Source organism: Qipengyuania xiamenensis, assembly GCF_019711495.1.
Classification (GTDB): domain Bacteria; phylum Pseudomonadota; class Alphaproteobacteria; order Sphingomonadales; family Sphingomonadaceae; genus Qipengyuania; species Qipengyuania xiamenensis.
Genome location: NZ_JAIGNM010000001.1, coordinates 684,650 through 700,699, shown reverse-complemented (window position 1 = coordinate 700,699; position 16,050 = coordinate 684,650). Strand labels below are relative to the sequence as shown.

At 61.2% G+C, this 16,050-nt stretch carries 15 protein-coding genes and 1 tRNA gene; 9 read left to right on the top strand and 7 right to left on the bottom strand.

From position 1 onward, the window contains the following. The first annotated feature begins 45 nt into the window (after positions 1-45). From mltG to K3165_RS03440, 6 genes are all read left to right on the top strand, one after another. On the top strand, positions 46-1,005 hold the full coding sequence (mltG, locus tag K3165_RS03465) for an endolytic transglycosylase MltG (RefSeq protein ID WP_221547434.1): 960 nt from the start codon (positions 46-48) through the stop codon (positions 1,003-1,005). Beyond that, positions 1,002-1,520, top strand: coding sequence for a 2'-5' RNA ligase family protein (locus tag K3165_RS03460; RefSeq protein ID WP_345720363.1), 519 nt, complete (start codon positions 1,002-1,004; stop codon positions 1,518-1,520). Before mltG ends, K3165_RS03460 begins: the two co-directional genes overlap by 4 nt. 78 nt (positions 1,521-1,598) lie before the next feature. Continuing rightward, positions 1,599-1,675, top strand: a tRNA-Met gene (locus K3165_RS03455). Positions 1,676-2,388: 713 nt separating this feature from the next. Next, positions 2,389-3,072 (top strand): LuxR C-terminal-related transcriptional regulator, encoded by a 684-nt coding sequence (locus K3165_RS03450; protein WP_221547432.1) that lies wholly within the window; start codon positions 2,389-2,391, stop codon positions 3,070-3,072. A gap of 195 nt (positions 3,073-3,267) precedes the next feature. Beyond that, positions 3,268-4,569 (top strand): UDP-glucose dehydrogenase family protein, encoded by a 1,302-nt coding sequence (locus K3165_RS03445; RefSeq protein WP_221547431.1) that lies wholly within the window; start codon positions 3,268-3,270, stop codon positions 4,567-4,569. A gap of 3 nt (positions 4,570-4,572) precedes the next feature. Then, positions 4,573-5,010 carry a GtrA family protein gene (locus K3165_RS03440; protein ID WP_221547430.1) on the top strand — a complete coding sequence of 146 codons (438 nt, stop codon included), beginning with the start codon at positions 4,573-4,575 and terminating at the stop codon, positions 5,008-5,010. Here the strand turns inward: K3165_RS03440 and K3165_RS03435 are convergent. From K3165_RS03435 to K3165_RS03405, 7 genes are all read right to left on the bottom strand, one after another. Beyond that, positions 4,952-5,944: a glycosyltransferase family 2 protein gene (locus tag K3165_RS03435; RefSeq protein ID WP_221547429.1), complete on the bottom strand. Its 993-nt coding sequence runs from the start codon at positions 5,942-5,944 to the stop codon at positions 4,952-4,954. The genes K3165_RS03440 and K3165_RS03435 overlap by 59 nt on opposite strands. Next, positions 5,937-6,905: an NAD-dependent epimerase/dehydratase family protein gene (locus tag K3165_RS03430; protein ID WP_221547428.1), complete on the bottom strand. Its 969-nt coding sequence runs from the start codon at positions 6,903-6,905 to the stop codon at positions 5,937-5,939. The genes K3165_RS03435 and K3165_RS03430 overlap by 8 nt, the downstream gene beginning before the upstream one ends. A gap of 20 nt (positions 6,906-6,925) precedes the next feature. Next, positions 6,926-8,143 (bottom strand): class I SAM-dependent methyltransferase, encoded by a 1,218-nt coding sequence (locus tag K3165_RS03425; protein WP_221547427.1) that lies wholly within the window; start codon positions 8,141-8,143, stop codon positions 6,926-6,928. A gap of 34 nt (positions 8,144-8,177) precedes the next feature. Further along, entirely contained in the window at positions 8,178-9,398 is a 1,221-nt protein-coding gene (locus tag K3165_RS03420; RefSeq protein WP_221547426.1) for a DegT/DnrJ/EryC1/StrS family aminotransferase, read from the bottom strand. Further along, a complete protein-coding gene (gene rfbG, locus K3165_RS03415) occupies positions 9,389-10,531 on the bottom strand; it encodes a CDP-glucose 4,6-dehydratase (RefSeq protein WP_221547425.1) in 1,143 nt (380 codons plus the stop codon). Before rfbG ends, K3165_RS03420 begins: the two co-directional genes overlap by 10 nt. Next, complete coding sequence (rfbF, locus tag K3165_RS03410; RefSeq protein WP_221547424.1) at positions 10,524-11,345, bottom strand: glucose-1-phosphate cytidylyltransferase; 822 nt, start codon at positions 11,343-11,345, stop codon at positions 10,524-10,526. Before rfbF ends, rfbG begins: the two co-directional genes overlap by 8 nt. Before the next feature lie 156 nt (positions 11,346-11,501). Beyond that, positions 11,502-13,058, bottom strand: a complete 1,557-nt coding sequence (locus K3165_RS03405) for a glycosyltransferase family protein (RefSeq protein ID WP_221547423.1) — start codon at positions 13,056-13,058, stop codon at positions 11,502-11,504. A 248-nt stretch (positions 13,059-13,306) separates the two neighbouring features. Here K3165_RS03405 and K3165_RS03400 point away from each other — a divergent pair, with 248 nt between their 5' ends. The 3 genes from K3165_RS03400 to K3165_RS03390 are packed head-to-tail and all read left to right on the top strand — an operon-like array spanning position 13,307 to position 16,046. Beyond that, on the top strand, positions 13,307-14,413 hold the full coding sequence (locus K3165_RS03400; protein ID WP_221547422.1) for a glycosyltransferase family 4 protein: 1,107 nt from the start codon (positions 13,307-13,309) through the stop codon (positions 14,411-14,413). Then, on the top strand, positions 14,410-15,378 hold the full coding sequence (locus tag K3165_RS03395) for an ATP-grasp domain-containing protein (protein WP_221547421.1): 969 nt from the start codon (positions 14,410-14,412) through the stop codon (positions 15,376-15,378). Before K3165_RS03400 ends, K3165_RS03395 begins: the two co-directional genes overlap by 4 nt. After that, positions 15,375-16,046 carry an HAD family hydrolase gene (locus K3165_RS03390; RefSeq protein ID WP_221547420.1) on the top strand — a complete coding sequence of 224 codons (672 nt, stop codon included), beginning with the start codon at positions 15,375-15,377 and terminating at the stop codon, positions 16,044-16,046. Before K3165_RS03395 ends, K3165_RS03390 begins: the two co-directional genes overlap by 4 nt. Positions 16,047-16,050 lie beyond the last annotated feature (4 nt).

The following is a 16,050-nucleotide window of genomic DNA, read 5'->3' as shown; positions in this document are numbered from 1 at the left end:
CCGCTAGGGCGTTCGTGCTCAATTCGACCGAGGCATAGTTACGACGTGAAGAAGCTTGGTTGCCTGATTGCCGTCATCCTACTTGCAGGCGCTGCGCTGTTCGCCGGCTCGCGCATGGGTTCGGCGACGGTTGAAGAGGATACAGCCTTCATCATTCCTGCCGGTTCTTCGCTGACTTCGGTCGCGCAGAAACTTGAGGACGAAGGGCTCATCACCTCTTCCGACGGGTTCCTGCTGCGCTCGAAGATCTTCGGCGGTTCGGACCCGATCCAGGCAGGCGAGTTCATGCTCTCTGCGGGCATGTCCCAATCGGAAATCCTGGACGCTTTCCAGAACGGGGATGTCATCCGGCGCTTCGTGACGATCCCCGAAGGCCTCCCTTCGATCCTCGTCTACGAACGGCTGATGGCCGAAGAGCTGCTCACGGGCGAGATCGAAGTGCCGGAGGAGGGCTCTATCCTTCCCGACACATATGATTTCGAACGGGGCGAAAGTCGCGCATCCGTCATCGCGCGCATGCAAAAGGCGATGGACGACTATCTTGCCGAGGCGTGGGAGAAGCGCACCGACAAGGCAGTAGTGAAGACGCCTGAGGAAGCCCTGATCCTTGCCTCGATCGTCGAGAAGGAAACCGCGCAGGCCGACGAGCGACCGATGGTCGCAGGCGCCCTGTCCAATCGCGTGCGTATCGGGATGATGCTGGGCGCGGACGCGACGACGATCTACCCGATCACCAAGGGTAAGCCACTCGGGCGACGCATCCGCGTCTCGGAGCTCAGGAGCACCAATCCCTACAACACCCGCGCGGTTGCGGGACTGCCGCCGGGCCCAATCACCAATCCGGGGCGCGAAAGCATCGCGGCCGTGCTCGATCCGGCTGAAACGAAGGCACTCTATTACGTTGCCGACGGCACGGGTGGGCACGTCTTTTCCGAAACGCTCGAAGAGCATAATCGCAATGCGGCCAAATGGCGCGCGCTGCGCCGCGAACGTGGCGAGATGTGAGCGAGGGCGACGCACCCCTCATCCTGACGGCGGAGCTCCCGCCCGAGCTGCATCGGCGCTACACCGACTTTCGTACCGAGCACTTCCCGCCCGAGCGCAATTATCTCGAGGCGCATGTCACACTCTTCCACGCGGTACCCGCCCAGTGCGAGGATGAATTGCGCCGCTATCTTGCGCGCCTTGCAGGTGAAGTGCCGCCGATCGACGGGCGGGTCGAGGGCCTGATGTCGCTCGGTGGTGGCACTGCGATCAAGCTGTCGAGCCCGCAGTTGCTCGAACTGAGGGACGAGATTGCAGAGTTCTTCCGTGGAATGCTGACCAAGCAGGACCAGCACCGGCCGCGGCTTCACGTGACCATCCAGAACAAGGTCACCTCTAAAGAAGCCAAGGCGCTGCAGGCCCGACTTTCCGGACTGATCGAGCCGCGTGAATTCGCATTTCCGGGCCTGGCGCTATACGCCTATCGCGGCGGCCCTTGGGAATTCCTGCGTCGCTTCGCATTTCGCGGGAATTGAGTGTTGACCGCACCGCAACCGCGCCCTAAATGCGCCGCCTGCCGAGCGGGCTTGTAGGCCCGCCGCACGGCCTTTCGGGGCGGAGTAGCTCAGGTGGTTAGAGCAGCGGAATCATAATCCGCGTGTCGGGGGTTCGAGTCCCTCCTCCGCTACCATTCCAGATAGTTCGGAATATCACGCCTTCTTCTTGCGGGGCCGCATGTGGTCGCGTCAGACTGCCCCGCCTCGCATATTTCGAGCTTGTACCTGCGCGTGGACGTGTTCCTTTCGGCTCGGCCCAAGTAATGCGTGCAATGGTTGTTATCATTTGATGCAATTCCCGGTTCACGAGGTTCGAAGCCGCGATCTTCGAATGCGTCTCGAAAGGGGAGGTTGGCGACCATTCGGTTGGCCCGGCCCGATTCGCTCAAAATGGCAGAATCTTTTTTGAGCAAGATCTAATATGCTGGAAATGATAACGTTATTTCGGGCCCAGAATGTCGTTTTTGACCAACAAATGCAAAAAAGTTTGACCTCTTTCGGCCTATGCCGTTCGTCAGAATCTGCGTTGCATTTCAGTTAACTTACGAGGGAGGTGTAAGGTTTACCGACGATCTGAGAGCCTTTCCCTTGCTGCGAAACGCGGGTTTCCGCGGTTTTGGCGCTTGTAGTCCCCGTGGAATCACGTATCTTAAGTATCGAAATCGCAGATCGCTGGGGTATTAGGACGGGATTCCAACCGCATCGCGATGTCGATTTCTTACAAAAAATAATATTCTAACCCTGGGTTCGCGTACTTCCAATTACTTGGTCGGAGTACTCGAATATGTTGGACAAATCTGAAGTAAATGTTGCGCTCGTCTGCGCCAATTCTATTATGCGTGAAGGATTGCGTCGAATTCTTGATGAAGAAGAATTCGTAGTCGGTCACTCCTACAAGAACTGCGAAGCGATGCTGACCGGCGAGATGGAGCCGGTCGATACATCCGAATTGATCGTCATCGACGTAAGCGCTGCTCAGGACGTGAAGACTGAAGTCCACGCGCTGCGCAAGGCTTATGCCAATTCGCGGCTCGTCCTGTTGACCGACGAGTTCGAATACGAGGTGATGGTCGACTCCTTCCGCGCCGGTGTGGATGGCTACATCGTCAAGGAAATCGCCTGCCGATCGCTCGTAGAGTCTCTGCGACTGGTCACCCTTGGCGAAAAGGTCCTGCCGAGCGCACTGCTCGATCATCTGGCGGACCGTAGCGTCATGCCCGGACCCAGCGGCAAGAGCGGTGCAGATCTGGTCAAGCTGCTCTCGGAGCGCGAAATCGAAACGCTGCGGTGCCTCATCATGGGCTATCCCAACAAGGTGATCGCGCATCGTCTCGATATCAGCGAGGCAACCGTGAAGGTCCACGTGAAGGCAATCCTGCGCAAGCTGATGGTCCAGAATCGTACCCAGGCAGCCATCTGGGCCGTCAATAACGGTGTCGATGCGAACGCGGCATGTGCCACGGTCGCTGCGGAAGCCGCTCCTGCGGAGCAGGACGAGGCGCCTGAATTGGCGATCGGTCAGCACGCCTAAACATCGCTCCGATCAACGATCACAAAAGGGCGCGGTAGACGGATTTGGTTCCGTTTTCCGCGCCCTCTTTTCATTGGTCCAAGCTCCGCACTTGGACGCCCATTTGCCCTATATTTCCTAGCCTTAAGGACAATTGCAGGAGCCGCCGGGCTTTCGCATGATCTGCATGACGAAGGACTTGAGAGGCAGTAGGAAATGCGGATCGGAGTTGTGGGTTCGGGCTATGTCGGATTGGTATCCGGCGCTTGCTTTGCCGATTTCGGGCACGATGTGGTTTGCGTCGACAATGACGAAGCAAAGACCGCGGCCTTGCGCGCAGGCAAGGTGCCCATATTCGAGCCGGGGCTCGATGCCCTGATCGAACGCAACGTCGCGGCCGGCAGGCTCTCCTTTACCACCGATCTCGCTTCCATTGTAGCCAATAGCGACGTGGTCTTCATCGCTGTCGGAACGCCTTCGAGGCGAGGGGACGGTCACGCCGACCTGACCTATGTCGAGGCGGCCGCGCGCGAGATCGGCAAGGCTATCGACGGCTTCACTGTTGTCGTCACGAAATCGACAGTGCCCGTAGGCACGGGAGAGCGGGTGGAAGAGATCATCCGTGATGCCAATCCGGATGCCGATTTTGCCGTCGTATCCAATCCAGAATTCTTGCGCGAAGGCGCGGCTATAGAGGATTTCAAGCGGCCCGACAGGATCGTGATCGGGAGCGACGATCCGCGCGCACTGGAGGTCATGCGGGAGGTCTACAGGCCCCTGTTCCTCAACAAGTCGCCGGTCGTGGAGATGAACCGCGCCTCTGCGGAGCTGGCGAAATATGCCAGCAACGCCTTCCTCGCCACGAAGATCGCCTTCATCAACGAGATCGCGGATCTCTGCGAGAAGACCGGTGCGGACGTCCAGAATGTTGCCCATGCCATCGGGCTGGACAAGCGCATCGGGCCGAAATTCCTCAATGCCGGGCCCGGTTACGGCGGAAGCTGCTTCCCCAAGGACACGCTCGCCTTGCTCAAGACGGCGCAGGATTACGAAGTCCCCCAGTTGATCGTGGAATCGGTCGTTTCCTCCAACGACAAGCGCAAGCGCGCAATGGGAAGGCGCATCGTCCATGCGATCGGCGATGAGGCGCGCGGCAAGAGGGTCGCGATCCTCGGCCTGACCTTCAAACCTGAAACCGACGATACGCGCGACAGTCCTGCAATCGCCATCATCCAGGCCCTGCAAGATGCAGGCGCTAGCGTTTCCGCCTACGATCCCCAAGGGACAGAGCAGGCGAAGCAGCTTCTCACCGATGTGGAGTATTGCCGTTCGCCTTATGAGGCCGCCGATAACGCGGATGCAGTGGTGATCGTGACCGAATGGGACGAATTCCGCGCGCTCGACCTTTCGCGCATCCGCGATCAGCTGCGTGATCTCGTGCTGGTCGACCTGCGCAATATCTACCACCGTCCGGAAGTGGAGCGGCTCGGCATGAAATATGTTGCCGTGGGGCGCTAGGGGGTGGACGACGGCCCACCTGACCGCGCCGTACCGCACGATCTTGCGGAGATTGCGCGGTTCCTAGCCGTAGGCGCGCTCAACACGCTGGTCGGCTATGGCTTCATCCTTGCGGGCCTGTTCCTGGGTGCTGGCGATTACCTTGCGAACGCGATCGGCTTTGCGTTGGGCACGCCGGTTTCATGGTTACTCCACCGCAGGCTGACCTTTCGTGTGCAGCGTCGCATCTCGACGGGCGAGATCGGGCGCTATGTGGTCGCAGTCGCGCTTTCCTATGGAGCAAACCTTGCGGTCGTGACGGCGGGTCGCATGGCCGGTTTCATCGAAAGCCCGTTCGTGCAGCTTGCTGCCGTGTGCTGCTACGCTGCGGTCTTCTACCTGCTCAGCCGCCGTTTCGTATTTCGCGCAGGTGAGGGGGATGCGGCGGCTCGCGAAAATTGAGCCGTGTCTCGATGATCGGGTCGGCATCCGTGCGCGACTGGATAAACAGCCGGCCGATATATTCGCCCAATATCCCCATGAAGATCGCGTTGATCGAGATCGACATCAGCAGGAGGATGGTGGTGGTTGCAAAACCGGCCGGCCATGCCTGCCCGAAGAAGACCCTCCCGAGTATGTAGACGAAGGACACGATCATGCTGATCAGGCCGACGATGATCCCGGCATAGGACGCAAGACGGAGCGGTAGCAGCGAATGGTTGAGCAGCCCGTCGACCGCAAGCGAGACCATCGATTTGAACGGAAACTTGCTTTCCCCGGCCACCCGGTCGGCCCGGTCGTATTCGATGCCGATTTGCGAGAAGCCCATCGAGCTGATCAGCCCGCGCAAATACGGGGTCGTGTCCTCGACCTTGCGCAGTTCGTCGAGGATGCGGCGGTCGCACAGTCGGTATTCGCCTACGTTGATCGGCAGATCGTCGTCGCTGATCTTGGAGATCAGGCGGTAGAAGCCGCGGCGAAGCTGGCGGACGACGAAGCCGTCGGGAAGCGAGCGGCGGATACCGTAGACGACCTGGTGATCCATCCGCCACAGCTTCAGCATTTCCGGAATGAGGGAAGGCGGGTCCTGCAGGTCGCAATCGAGCTGTATCGAGCACGCGCCGGTCGCGGCCTTGTAACCGCACAGGAGCGAGCGCTGGTACCCGAAATTGCGCGAGAAACGGATGACCTTCAGCCGAGAGTCATGCCGCGCCAGCCCCTCGAGGATCGAGAAGGTACGATCCGTCGAGTGATTGTCGGTGAAGATGATCTCGTAATCGTAATCGGGCAGGCGCTCGAATGTGTTGACGATGGCCTTGTAGGCACGTTCGACATTGTCCTCTTCATTGAAGGCAGGGACGAGTACGGAGACGAGGGTGCGCGCGGTTTCAGGCATGGTGCTGCCTCAATGGCTTGTGCTCCTGGAGAAAGGCGTCGGCGAGAAGTTCCAGACCCTGTTCGATACCGATCTTCGACCTCCAACCGTAGATCTGGCCGGCGAGTGCTGCATCGGAGAGCAGGACGCTTGGCTTTTGCGAAGATGAGGTGTCGGCAACTTCGATTAGATCGTCATTGCGTCCCATGACCTCGAGAATGCGCGAGGCAACCTGCCGCATCGTCGGTGCCTGACCCGTGCTGACATTGACGTGGCGGGCACCGGGAAGCGGCGATTGTCCCATGATCAGCAGGGCATCGATGACATCGTCGATATGGATCAGGTCGCGCCGGTCATCGGGGCGCTGAAGCCTGACCGAACGGCCAGTCTGGCAGGCCTCGAAAAGGGCAGGCACGAAAAAGTCGGAAGACTGCCCCTCGCCATATGTCAGGGCGAGGCGTGCGGTCACGCTCGGGAAGGGGAGGTCATCCTGCAGGAGCGCGAGGAAATGTGTGCCCGCAAGCATGGCCGTGCCGTATGGCGTAACCGGTGCTTCTCGCTGCTCTTCGCGGTAAGGGAGGGCCACGTTGCCGTATTCCGCGATCGTCCCCGTCCGTACGAAGTTTTCCGGCGGACGTGGCAGGTCGGCAAGTGCCTCGACGAGCGTGATGAGCGGCTGGACGATCCTTTCCACCGATGCAGCTGCATTGGCGACGGGGTCATCGCTGGCAAACCGGGTCGGGGTGGCGAGGTGGTAGACGACGTGCGGCTCGGCCTGTGCGAGGCATGCAGCTAGAGCGTCACGATCCGCGAGGTCGGCCCGGTGGATGACCAGCCTGTCTGCAATGCCCGCAATCCGCTCCAGCCCTGTTCCCGGCCGGACCAATGCATGCACCCGCGCTCCTTCATCTAGCAGCCGACGGCAAAGGTGCGAGCCGATGAAGCCCGCGGCGCCTGTCACAAGGCAGTTCTTCCCGTCCATGGCGCTCGTCTCCCTTGTGGTCAGGAAACCAGGCGGGGTTTCGGATAGGGAACGATGAACTGGCCGCCGCGCTCGCGGAATGCCTCCTGCTGGGCATAGATTTCATCGAAGAAATTCCACGCGAGCATGAACAGCACGTCGGGCTTCTCTTCCTCGATCGCTTCGACCGGCTTGATCGGGATGCGTGTGTTCGGGGAATAAAGCCCGTGCTTGAGCGGGTTCTTGTCTGCCAGGAAAGCAAGATCGTCAGCGCCGATACCGTAATAGGTGATGGTGGTGCTGCCCCGGGCCGATGCGCCGTAGCCTGCGATGGTCTTGCCTTCGGCCTTCAGCGCATCGATCATTTCGCGCAATTCGCGTCCGATCTCGTCGAATTGCTGGGTACGCCTGTCGTAAGTCGCCTGGTCGAGCATGCCGACAGCCTTTTCGTCCGCGAGCATGGCGGCGACGTTCGGTCCGATCGGGAAGCCCGCGCTCTTGCGGGTCATGAAGGTGCGGAAAGAGCCGCCGTGGATCCCGTCGAGATAGGTGACATCGCTCACCTCGAGATCGAACTTCTCGGCGAGCTTCACCATCGAGAGCACGCTGAATTCGGACACATGCTCGTGGTACATGTTGTCGAACTCGGCCTTCTCGAGCATCTCCTTGGCCCAGGGGACCTCGATGATGAAGGTTCCGTCGTCCTCAAGCAGGATGCAGACAGCTTCCATGAAATTGTCGAGATCGCCGATGTGGTTGAAGGTGTTGGTGGTCGTGATGACCTTCGCCTTGCCGCGCGCGTCGCGAACCTCGGTTGCGGATTGCGGGTGGAAATAGGCGATATGCGTTTCGACACCGCGCTCGGCGGCGATTTCGGCGATGTTTTCTGCCGGGTCGAAACCCAAGGTCTTGCAGCCGCGCGCATTGCAGGCAGCCAGCAGCAGGCCATCGTTGCTGCCGATATCGACGACCAGTCCGCCGTCGGCACGCTCGGCGATCACGTCGGCAAAGCTGTCGAAATGCGAATGCATCGTTGCCGCACCCGAAGGCACATAGAGATAGTGCGAGAAGAAACCGTCGGGGATCTGGTCGGCCACGGCGATGAGACCGCATTCCAGACAGGCATGGGCGTTGAGCGGGAAGGCCGGCTGCGCCTTGTCCATATCCTCGGGACGGATAAGCATCTGGCCCGGCGAGTGCTCGCCATAGCTCAGGAACAGGTAGGGGTCCTTGGCCCCGCAAGCGCGGCAGGTGTCCATGGTGGATTTGGCAAGGCGGTCTGTGGACTGGGGATCAAGCATGGGCGGCCTCGCTGACAGGTGAAAAAAGACGAGACTTGGCGAATGCTTCGAATGTCTCGTGCATGTAGTCGATCTGCGCATCGTTCAGCCCGTGGTGGCAGGCGAGCAGGATGCCTCCGCGCATCACGGCATCGGACACTGCATAGCCATCGGCAGACGTGCGTGATTCCACGTTCTGCATGGCCGGCTGGCGCAGGATATTGCCGGTGAAGACCGGGCGTGTTTGCACGTCCCGTTCCTCAAACCAGATCTGGAGTTCGCGACGCTCGAAGGGGGCCTCGGGGCGGATGGTAAGCGGGAAGGAGAGCCAGCCAGTACGCGATTCCGGCATCTGGCGCGGCAGGACGAACCATTCCTCGTACTGGCGGAAGAAGTCCATCTGGCGGTCGAAATTGTATTCGCGGGCAGCGATATTGCCTTCCAGCTTGCCCAGCTGGACGAGTCCGAAGGCAGCGCCCATTTCGGATGGCTCCACGTTGTAGCCGAGCTCGTCGAACAGGAATTTCGCGTCATAGCTGATCCCGTCTACGTCGACGTTGAAGCGCTTCTCGATACTCTCGCTGTCCTGATAGAGCGACGAAGTCCGCCCCCAGGAACGCAGCAGCAGCGCCTTGCGTGCGAGTTCCTCGTCGGTGACGCAGAGCATCCCCCCGTTACCGGCAGCATTGATGACATGCGAGCCGTAGAAGCTGGTGGTGCTGATATCAGAGCGCGTGCCTGTGCTCGTGCCGCGCAAGGTAGCACCCAGCGTGTCGGCGCTGTCCTCGATGACCTTCAGGTTGTGGGCATCCGCCAGCTCGCGGATGCGATCCCAGTCGGGAAGGTTGCCGATGAGCGAGGGGATCATCATCGCCTTCGTTTTCGGGCCGATCATCTCCTCGATCTTGTCGACGTCGATGTTGTAGGTTCCCACGGCGGCGTCGACGAAGGCGGGGACCAGCCTGCCCCGCACGATCGGCGCCACCGTGGTGGCAAAGGTAAGAGCTGGCGTGATGACCTCGCTCCCCTCTTCCAAATCGAGCAGCTCCATCGCCAGGTAATTGGCGGAGGAGCCGGAATTGACCATGATGCCATGCTGCTTGGCGAAAAGCTTGGAGACGCGCTCCTGCATTTCGCGCACTTTGGGGCCCATCTGCGTTGAGGTGCGCAGCACTTCGACGACGGCTGCGATTTCCTCTTCGCCGTGGACGGTTTGTCCGTAATTCACGCGCATACCGGGCGTTTCCCTTCAGGCTGGTTGATAGTTGACTCTGTGCCGCAAAAGCGGTCGATCTGGGCAAGGGTGAGGGCGCGCATGTCGACGTCCCCATCGGCATAGGCACGGTACCACTGGGCGATCATGGCGATCGCTTCGTCGGTGGAGAGGCGCGAGGCCCAGCCAAGCCGCTGCATCGCCTTGCTGCTGTCCAGTGTGAGCATGCGGGCTTCGTGGGGTTCGCCGCTGCGCTTGCCGAATGCGATCTGTGCCGCGCCCGGGCCCCACTCGGCCTGAAGCTTGCGCGCGATCGGTTCGACTTCCTGGAATGCCGCAGGGGGCGGTCCGAAATTCCATGCTTCGGCGAAACGGGCACCGTCCTCCGAAATCAGCTTGGCTGCGAGTTCGAGGTACCCGGAAAGCGGTTCGAGCACGTGCTGCCACGGCCGCACGCTTGCCGGATTGCGAATGGTGACTGCGGTTCCGGCCAGAGTGGCGCGTATAATGTCCGGGATCAGCCGGTCGACGGCCCAATCGCCGCCGCCGATGACGTTGCCGGCCCTGACCGTTGCGAGGTGCGGGCTGCCCGCTTGCGAGAAATAGGAGCGGCGGAATGAGCTGGCGACCAGTTCGGTGCAGCCCTTCGACGCGCTGTAGGGATCGCTGCCACCCAGTTGGTCGGTCTCGCGATAGGGCCATTCCCACTCGTGGTTTTCGTAGCACTTGTCGCTGGTGACGACGACGATACCCTTGAGCGACGGCATCCGGCGTGCGCGGTCGAGGACCACGGCGGTGCCGGTCACATTGGTGGCGAAGGTGTCGACCGGATCGTCATAGGAAGGGCGGACCAGCGATTGCGCGGCAAGATGCAGGACGAGATCGGCATCTACGCCTTCGGTCGCGCGCTCGAAATCTGCGGCAGAACGGACATCGCCGATCCGGTGGTCGATCAATTCGGCAAGACCGACGCTTTCGAACATGGACGGACCCGGCGGCGGTTCGAGGGCAACGCCGATGACCTCAGCGCCCATCCGCTCGAGCCACAGCGACAGCCAGCAACCCTTGAAGCCCGTGTGCCCGGTAACGAGCACGCGTTTGCCGGAAAAGCAGCTGGCCAACGCCTCCATCGGGACGGGGGGTATGTCAGGCATTGACCAGCTGCACCTGGGAATCGGTGGAAAGGACTGGCTTGCCGTTTTCGAAATCGAGCCAGGGCGGATTGTCGCTCGCGGCGTATTTGTTGAGCGTGTCGCGGTCGCGGACGGTGTCCATCGGGTGCCAGAAGCCCTTGTGCTTGTAGGCCATCAGCTCGCCGTCGCGGGCGATCTTGGTCAACGGTGCCTGTTCGAGGGGTTCGTCGTCACCGGTCAGGTAATCGAGCACGCCCGGCTCGAAGACGAAGAAGCCGCCGTTGATCCAGGTTTCGTGCTTGCGCACCTTCTCGGTAAACTCGGAGACCTGGTCGCCAGCGAGCTCGAGGTTGCCGAAGCGTGCAGGCGGTTGGACGGCGGTGACCGTGGCCAGCTTGCCGTGCGATTTGTGGAACTCGACCAGCTTGCCGATATCGATATTGCCCACCCCGTCGGAGTAGGTGACCATGAAGGGCTCGTCGTCGATCCAGTCGCGCAGGCGCCGCAGGCGACCGCCGGTCATGGTGGAGAGGCCGGTGTCGACGACTGAAACCTTCCAGTCGACCTTGGACGTGGGCTTGAGATCCATCTTGCCGTTCCCGATGCCGACCGTGAAGTCGTTGGTCATCAGGTGCAGGTCCTGGAAGAAACTCTTGATGGAGATCGCCTTGTACCCGCAGGCGATGATGAAATCGCTGAAACCGAAATGGTCGTAGATATCCATCACGTGCAGCATGATGGGGCGACCGGCGACCTCGACCATGGGCTTGGGAATACGGACGGTCTCTTCCGCAAGTCGGGATCCGAGCCCCCCTGCCAGCAGAACCACCTTCATCTCAGCTTCCTTTCGCCTTCAACGGTGGCGGGAGCCGCTAGAAGGCCCCCGCCGTGGTTGAAGTCTACGGAAACCGCGGGTTTTGCCGAAATGGGCATCGGGGTTAGGCAGGTTTAGCCAGCGCCCCTCCCAAGGGGCTAGCACCATACGAAAGGGTCAGCGTCCGGCGACGTAGAGATCGAAGGAATTGCCGGAATCCGGGCCACCGAACCGCTGGTAGCCGTTCAGGCGGGCATATTCGGCGAGATCGGCCTCCATTTCCTCTTCCCGGTTGACCAGAATTGCCTTGGGCTGCTGTGCATCGAGGAAGCGGGCCAGCTCGGCAGGCGAGGTGGTGCGGTAGAGCTCGCGATCCTCATCCGTCATGTAGGGCGCCACCCGGTAGACGAACTGGCCCGCCGCGAACTCCGGATAGATCGAGTAGCCCCCTTCCAGCGCGAGCACGGGTGATAGCGTTGCGATCCTGTCGCCTTGCTCCAGCCCTGCGGTGGCTCCTGCACTCTGGACATCGCGCGCGAGGCGCAGCGTTTCCCACGAGCCGGTGGAGGCAAAGCTGGCAAGCCCGCCTGCGAGCCTTGGCGTGGCGTTGAGAACGCACAGAACCGCTGCGCTCGCCATGAGCATCGTCACAGCCTTGCGATGTTCGCCTGCGAGTTTTCCCGCGAGAATGAGGATCAGCAGGACGAGGAAGGGCAGCGGGGGGACGTAATAGTGATCGAATGACGGGGTCGGGACGAAGGACACCACGAAACCGCAAAGCGCCATCCCGGCTACCACGATCACTTTCCAGTCGGTCAATGCGCGGACGCCCTTCGTGGCGGTGACCAGAGCAGTCATGGTGCCGACGATTACGAGAGCAAGCAGGCTCGTATTGCCCAGCCACATCCGCTCGGCGAGCAGGATCTTGTCCTTGATGCCGACGGCTTTCGGCAGGTTTGCATCGGCCCAGTAAGCCGGGTGCAACTCCATGAAATAACTGAGAGTATGCGCGAAAAATGCATCCGGATCGGACAGCATATGCGCGAGGGTGGGCAAGCCTCCGATGATCCCCCCGGCTGCCAGCGGCAACAGGCCGCGGATCAGTCTTTCCTTCAGGGAATTGGCGTTCGGCGCGATCAGGATTGCCAGCGCGAAGAAGGGAGCAATGAAAACGTAATTCGCCTTGAACCCGATGGCGAGCGAAGCGATCAGCCCTGCGAAGAGCAGGCGTGTTGGCGAGAGGCTGTCCCGCTCGATCCCGGAAACCAAGAGGGCAAACGCCGGGAAGACCAGGGCCACCGAGATGAAATTGTTGGTCGCTAGCGTGCCAGCACCCGTCAGCAGCATCGTGTTGCAAACTAGGACCAGTGAAGCGGCAAGAAATGGCGTGCTTCCGGAGGACAGTTGCCGCGAAAGCTTCCAGATTGACGCGATCGCCAAGAGCCAGAAGCCGACCAGCAGCACACGCGCGGTGAGGAGCGGGTTCGAGGTTCCGACCACCTCGTAAACCAGCCCGAGCAGATAGGGCATGTTCGGCAGGTGATTGTAGCCAAGGTCGCGATAGATATCGCCAGTGCCGATCTTGGCGGCGACCGTCACGAACAGGTTCTCGTCGCGGTTCAGCGGGAAGGAGAGGATACGGCCCGCAAGTCCAGCGAGAACGAGGCCCAGTACGGCAAATCCGGCGAGGCGCAGCCTGCCGTTGCTGCCTTCGAGTGGCTCCTGGGTTGCCATCGTCCCTGTTTCGACCGGTCTGTGCATCGCCGGGCAGAATGGTCCCATGCGCACGCCCTGACGAGCGGAAAGACGAGCTACCCCTTTAGTACTGCAAGATGCTTGTCCGCCGGGGGTGCGCGAATAGGCTCAGGGCATAAGGGGTTAGACCGTTTGCCCATCTAAACCGCTCCATCATCTGTGCTAATTCATGGGCTCCCGAGCGACGGAGAGCGAAGACTTCAGGCGTGGCGCAGCATATTGCAATCTTGATCACTGCTCTTGGCGCAGGGGGCGCCGAGCGCGTTATCGGCCAGCTATGCGACCATTGGCATGCGTCGGGACGCAGGGTGACCGTGATCAGTTTCGATGCGCCGGATGACCCTGTCTATCACTCGCTTCCCGCAGGCGTGGAACTCGTTCGGCTCGACTGTAGTGGCGGCGGTGTCACGTCCGTCCTGCGCAAGATCTGGCGCCTCAGGAAGACCCTTATGCAGTTGCAGCCCGACGTGCTGCTGTCGTTCCTCACCAAGAACAATTTGATCGCCGGGCTGGCAGGTGCAGGGATGCAGCATGGCTGGGTCGCCTGCGAACGTAACAATCCCGAAGTACAGGGCGCGCATCCGTTGTGGAACCGCTTGCTTCGCCGCGCCTACCGCCGCGCCGATGCAATCGTTTGCCAGACAAGGGGAGTGAAGCGGTGTTTCCCGGTCGGCTTGCGCGATCGACTGGTCGTGATCAACAATCCGGTCACACCACCGGCATTCGAGGCGGGACGGGATGCGCGAAGGATTGCTGGCGTCGGCAGGCTCGATCGCCAGAAAGGTTTCGATCTTCTCGTGAAGGCCTTTGCCCGGATCGCTCCGCGACACCCGGATTGGCACCTCGACATATGGGGGAGCGGAGACGAGCGGGAGAACCTCCAGTCCCTGATCGTCCAGCGCGGACTCAAGGATAGCGTGACCCTGCGCGGGACGAGCGAAGTCCCGGGTGCGTGGCTCTCGGAAACCGAGATTTTTGTGCTTTCGTCCCGCTACGAAGGGTTTCCCAACGTCCTTGGCGAGGCCATGGCGGCAGGCCTTCCGGTAGTTGCCACGCAATGCGATTTCGGGCCGGAAGAGATGCTGCATAACCAGGCGAGCGGATTGCTGGTGCCGACAGAGCAGGTCGGACAATTGGCCGCCGCGATGGAGCGGCTGGTCAGGGACCCCGAGCAACGCCACCAGCTGGGCGAGGCCGCCCGCGAAGCGGCCCGGGCCTTCGCGCCGGAGAAGATCTTTCCGCAGTGGGACGAACTGCTCGACCATTTTGCTCGCCGCAAAGGTGTTGGCGCACCGGCCGGATCCATGCGGCGGGAGGCGATGGCGGAAGGATGAGCGCTGAACGCTTCCCCATCCTTTTTACCTCGGCAGGGCGCAGGGTCGAATTGACCCGCTGCTTTCGAGCAGCGGCAGTAAAACTCGGCCTCGAGCTCGAAGTGCATGCCTGCGATCTCGAACCGGATTTGAGCGCAGCCTGCCGCGATGCCGATGCACGCTTTGCCGTGCCGCGCTGCACCGACGATGGATATGTCGAACGATTGCTCGAGTACTGCGAAGAGCACGGGATCAGGCTCCTCGTCCCGACAATCGACCCGGAACTCCAGCCGTTGGCATTGGCCAAGGACCGTTTCGCCGCGATCGGGACCATGGTCCATGTGAGCTCTCCCGAGACGATCGAAATCGTGCGCGACAAGGCAATGACAGCCACGCGGCTGGCGGACGCCGGTGTGCCTGTCCCGAAGACTGCCACCGCCGACGAGGTGCGCGCCGATCCGGATTCCTGGCACTGGCCGTCCTTCATCAAGCCATCGGGCGGAAGCGCCAGCCGGGGCATCGGGGAGATTGCTTCACCCGAAGAACTGCTGCCGCATTATGACGAACCGATGATCCTTCAGGACCTGCTCGATGGCGAGGAATACACGGTCAATATCTACGTCGACGCCGACGGGCGGCTAGCCTGCGTAATTCCCCATATCCGCCTGTCGGTCCGGGCGGGCGAGGTCGAGAAGGGGCGGACCGCGAAATGCCCCGATATCGAAAAGATCGCAGCGGGCATCGTGCAGGCGCTGCCGGGACTGAGGGGCGTGTCCTGTTTCCAGCTGATCGACGATGCCCGGCTCGGCATGCGCGTCTTCGAAATCAATGCCCGTTTCGGCGGGGGGTATCCCCTGGCGGACCATGCGGGCGGACGATTTGCCGAAAGCGTCCTGGCTCTTGCAAGTGGCCGCCCGGAATGCGCCAGCGACGTCTGGCAAGATGGCGCCACAATGCTGCGCTACGACGGGGCGGTATTCGTGTGATCGAGCTGACTGCACGGACGGTGGTGCTCGATCTCGACGACACGCTCTATCTTGAGCGCGACTTTGCTCGCAGCGGCTACGCTGCGGTCGGGCGCTCGCTATCGCACCTCCTGGATAGCGAGCGCTTTGCGACCGTCTGCTACGAGCTGCTTGCCATCGGCCATCGCGGCGACATCTTCGACAGGGCGCTGGACTATTGCGGTATCGCGCCGGAAGATCGCGATATTCCCGAGCTCGTGCGCATCTATCGCGGGCATGATCCCGAGATCGCATTGTGCGACGATGTGGCCGGTTTCCTCGAGAGGTTTTCCGAGAGGCGCATTGGTCTGATCAGCGATGGTCCGGCTGACATGCAGGCGAGGAAGCTCGAGGTTCTTGGGCTGAAGGACAGGTTCGATCACTGCATCCTGACGGGTCAGTGGGAGGGCGATTTCGGCAAGCCGCATCCGCGCGCTTTCGCCGAGATCCAGGAACGTAGCGGCCATTCTCCCGAAGAGCATGTCTATATTGCCGACAATGCGACCAAGGATTTCCTTGCGCCCAACCAGATGGGTTGGCTGACGATCCAGCTCTTCCGCCCCGGACGCATCCACAACAAGCCCCCGCCAAGCGACGAACACGCGCCGCGGCTTTCGCTGACGGATTTGAAGGGACTGAAGCCGGCCTGAGAGT

Excerpts from the sequence above, each read along its gene's own strand:
- K3165_RS03435 (WP_221547429.1), bottom strand. The coding sequence starts at position 5,944 with ATGCCTGAAACCGCGCGCACCCTCGTCTCCGTACTCGTCCCTGCCTTC.
- K3165_RS03425 (WP_221547427.1), bottom strand. The coding sequence starts at position 8,143 with ATGGACACCTGCCGCGCTTGCGGGGCCAAGGACCCCTACCTGTTCCTG.
- rfbG (WP_221547425.1), bottom strand. The coding sequence starts at position 10,531 with ATGCCTGACATACCCCCCGTCCCGATGGAGGCGTTGGCCAGCTGCTTT.
- rfbF (WP_221547424.1), bottom strand. The coding sequence starts at position 11,345 with ATGAAGGTGGTTCTGCTGGCAGGGGGGCTCGGATCCCGACTTGCGGAA.
- K3165_RS03430 (WP_221547428.1), bottom strand. The coding sequence starts at position 6,905 with ATGGACGGGAAGAACTGCCTTGTGACAGGCGCCGCGGGCTTCATCGGC.
- K3165_RS03395 (WP_221547421.1), top strand. The coding sequence starts at position 14,410 with ATGAGCGCTGAACGCTTCCCCATCCTTTTTACCTCGGCAGGGCGCAGG.
- K3165_RS03420 (WP_221547426.1), bottom strand. The coding sequence starts at position 9,398 with ATGCGCGTGAATTACGGACAAACCGTCCACGGCGAAGAGGAAATCGCA.
- K3165_RS03405 (WP_221547423.1), bottom strand. The coding sequence starts at position 13,058 with ATGGCAACCCAGGAGCCACTCGAAGGCAGCAACGGCAGGCTGCGCCTC.
- K3165_RS03445 (WP_221547431.1), top strand. The coding sequence starts at position 3,268 with ATGCGGATCGGAGTTGTGGGTTCGGGCTATGTCGGATTGGTATCCGGC.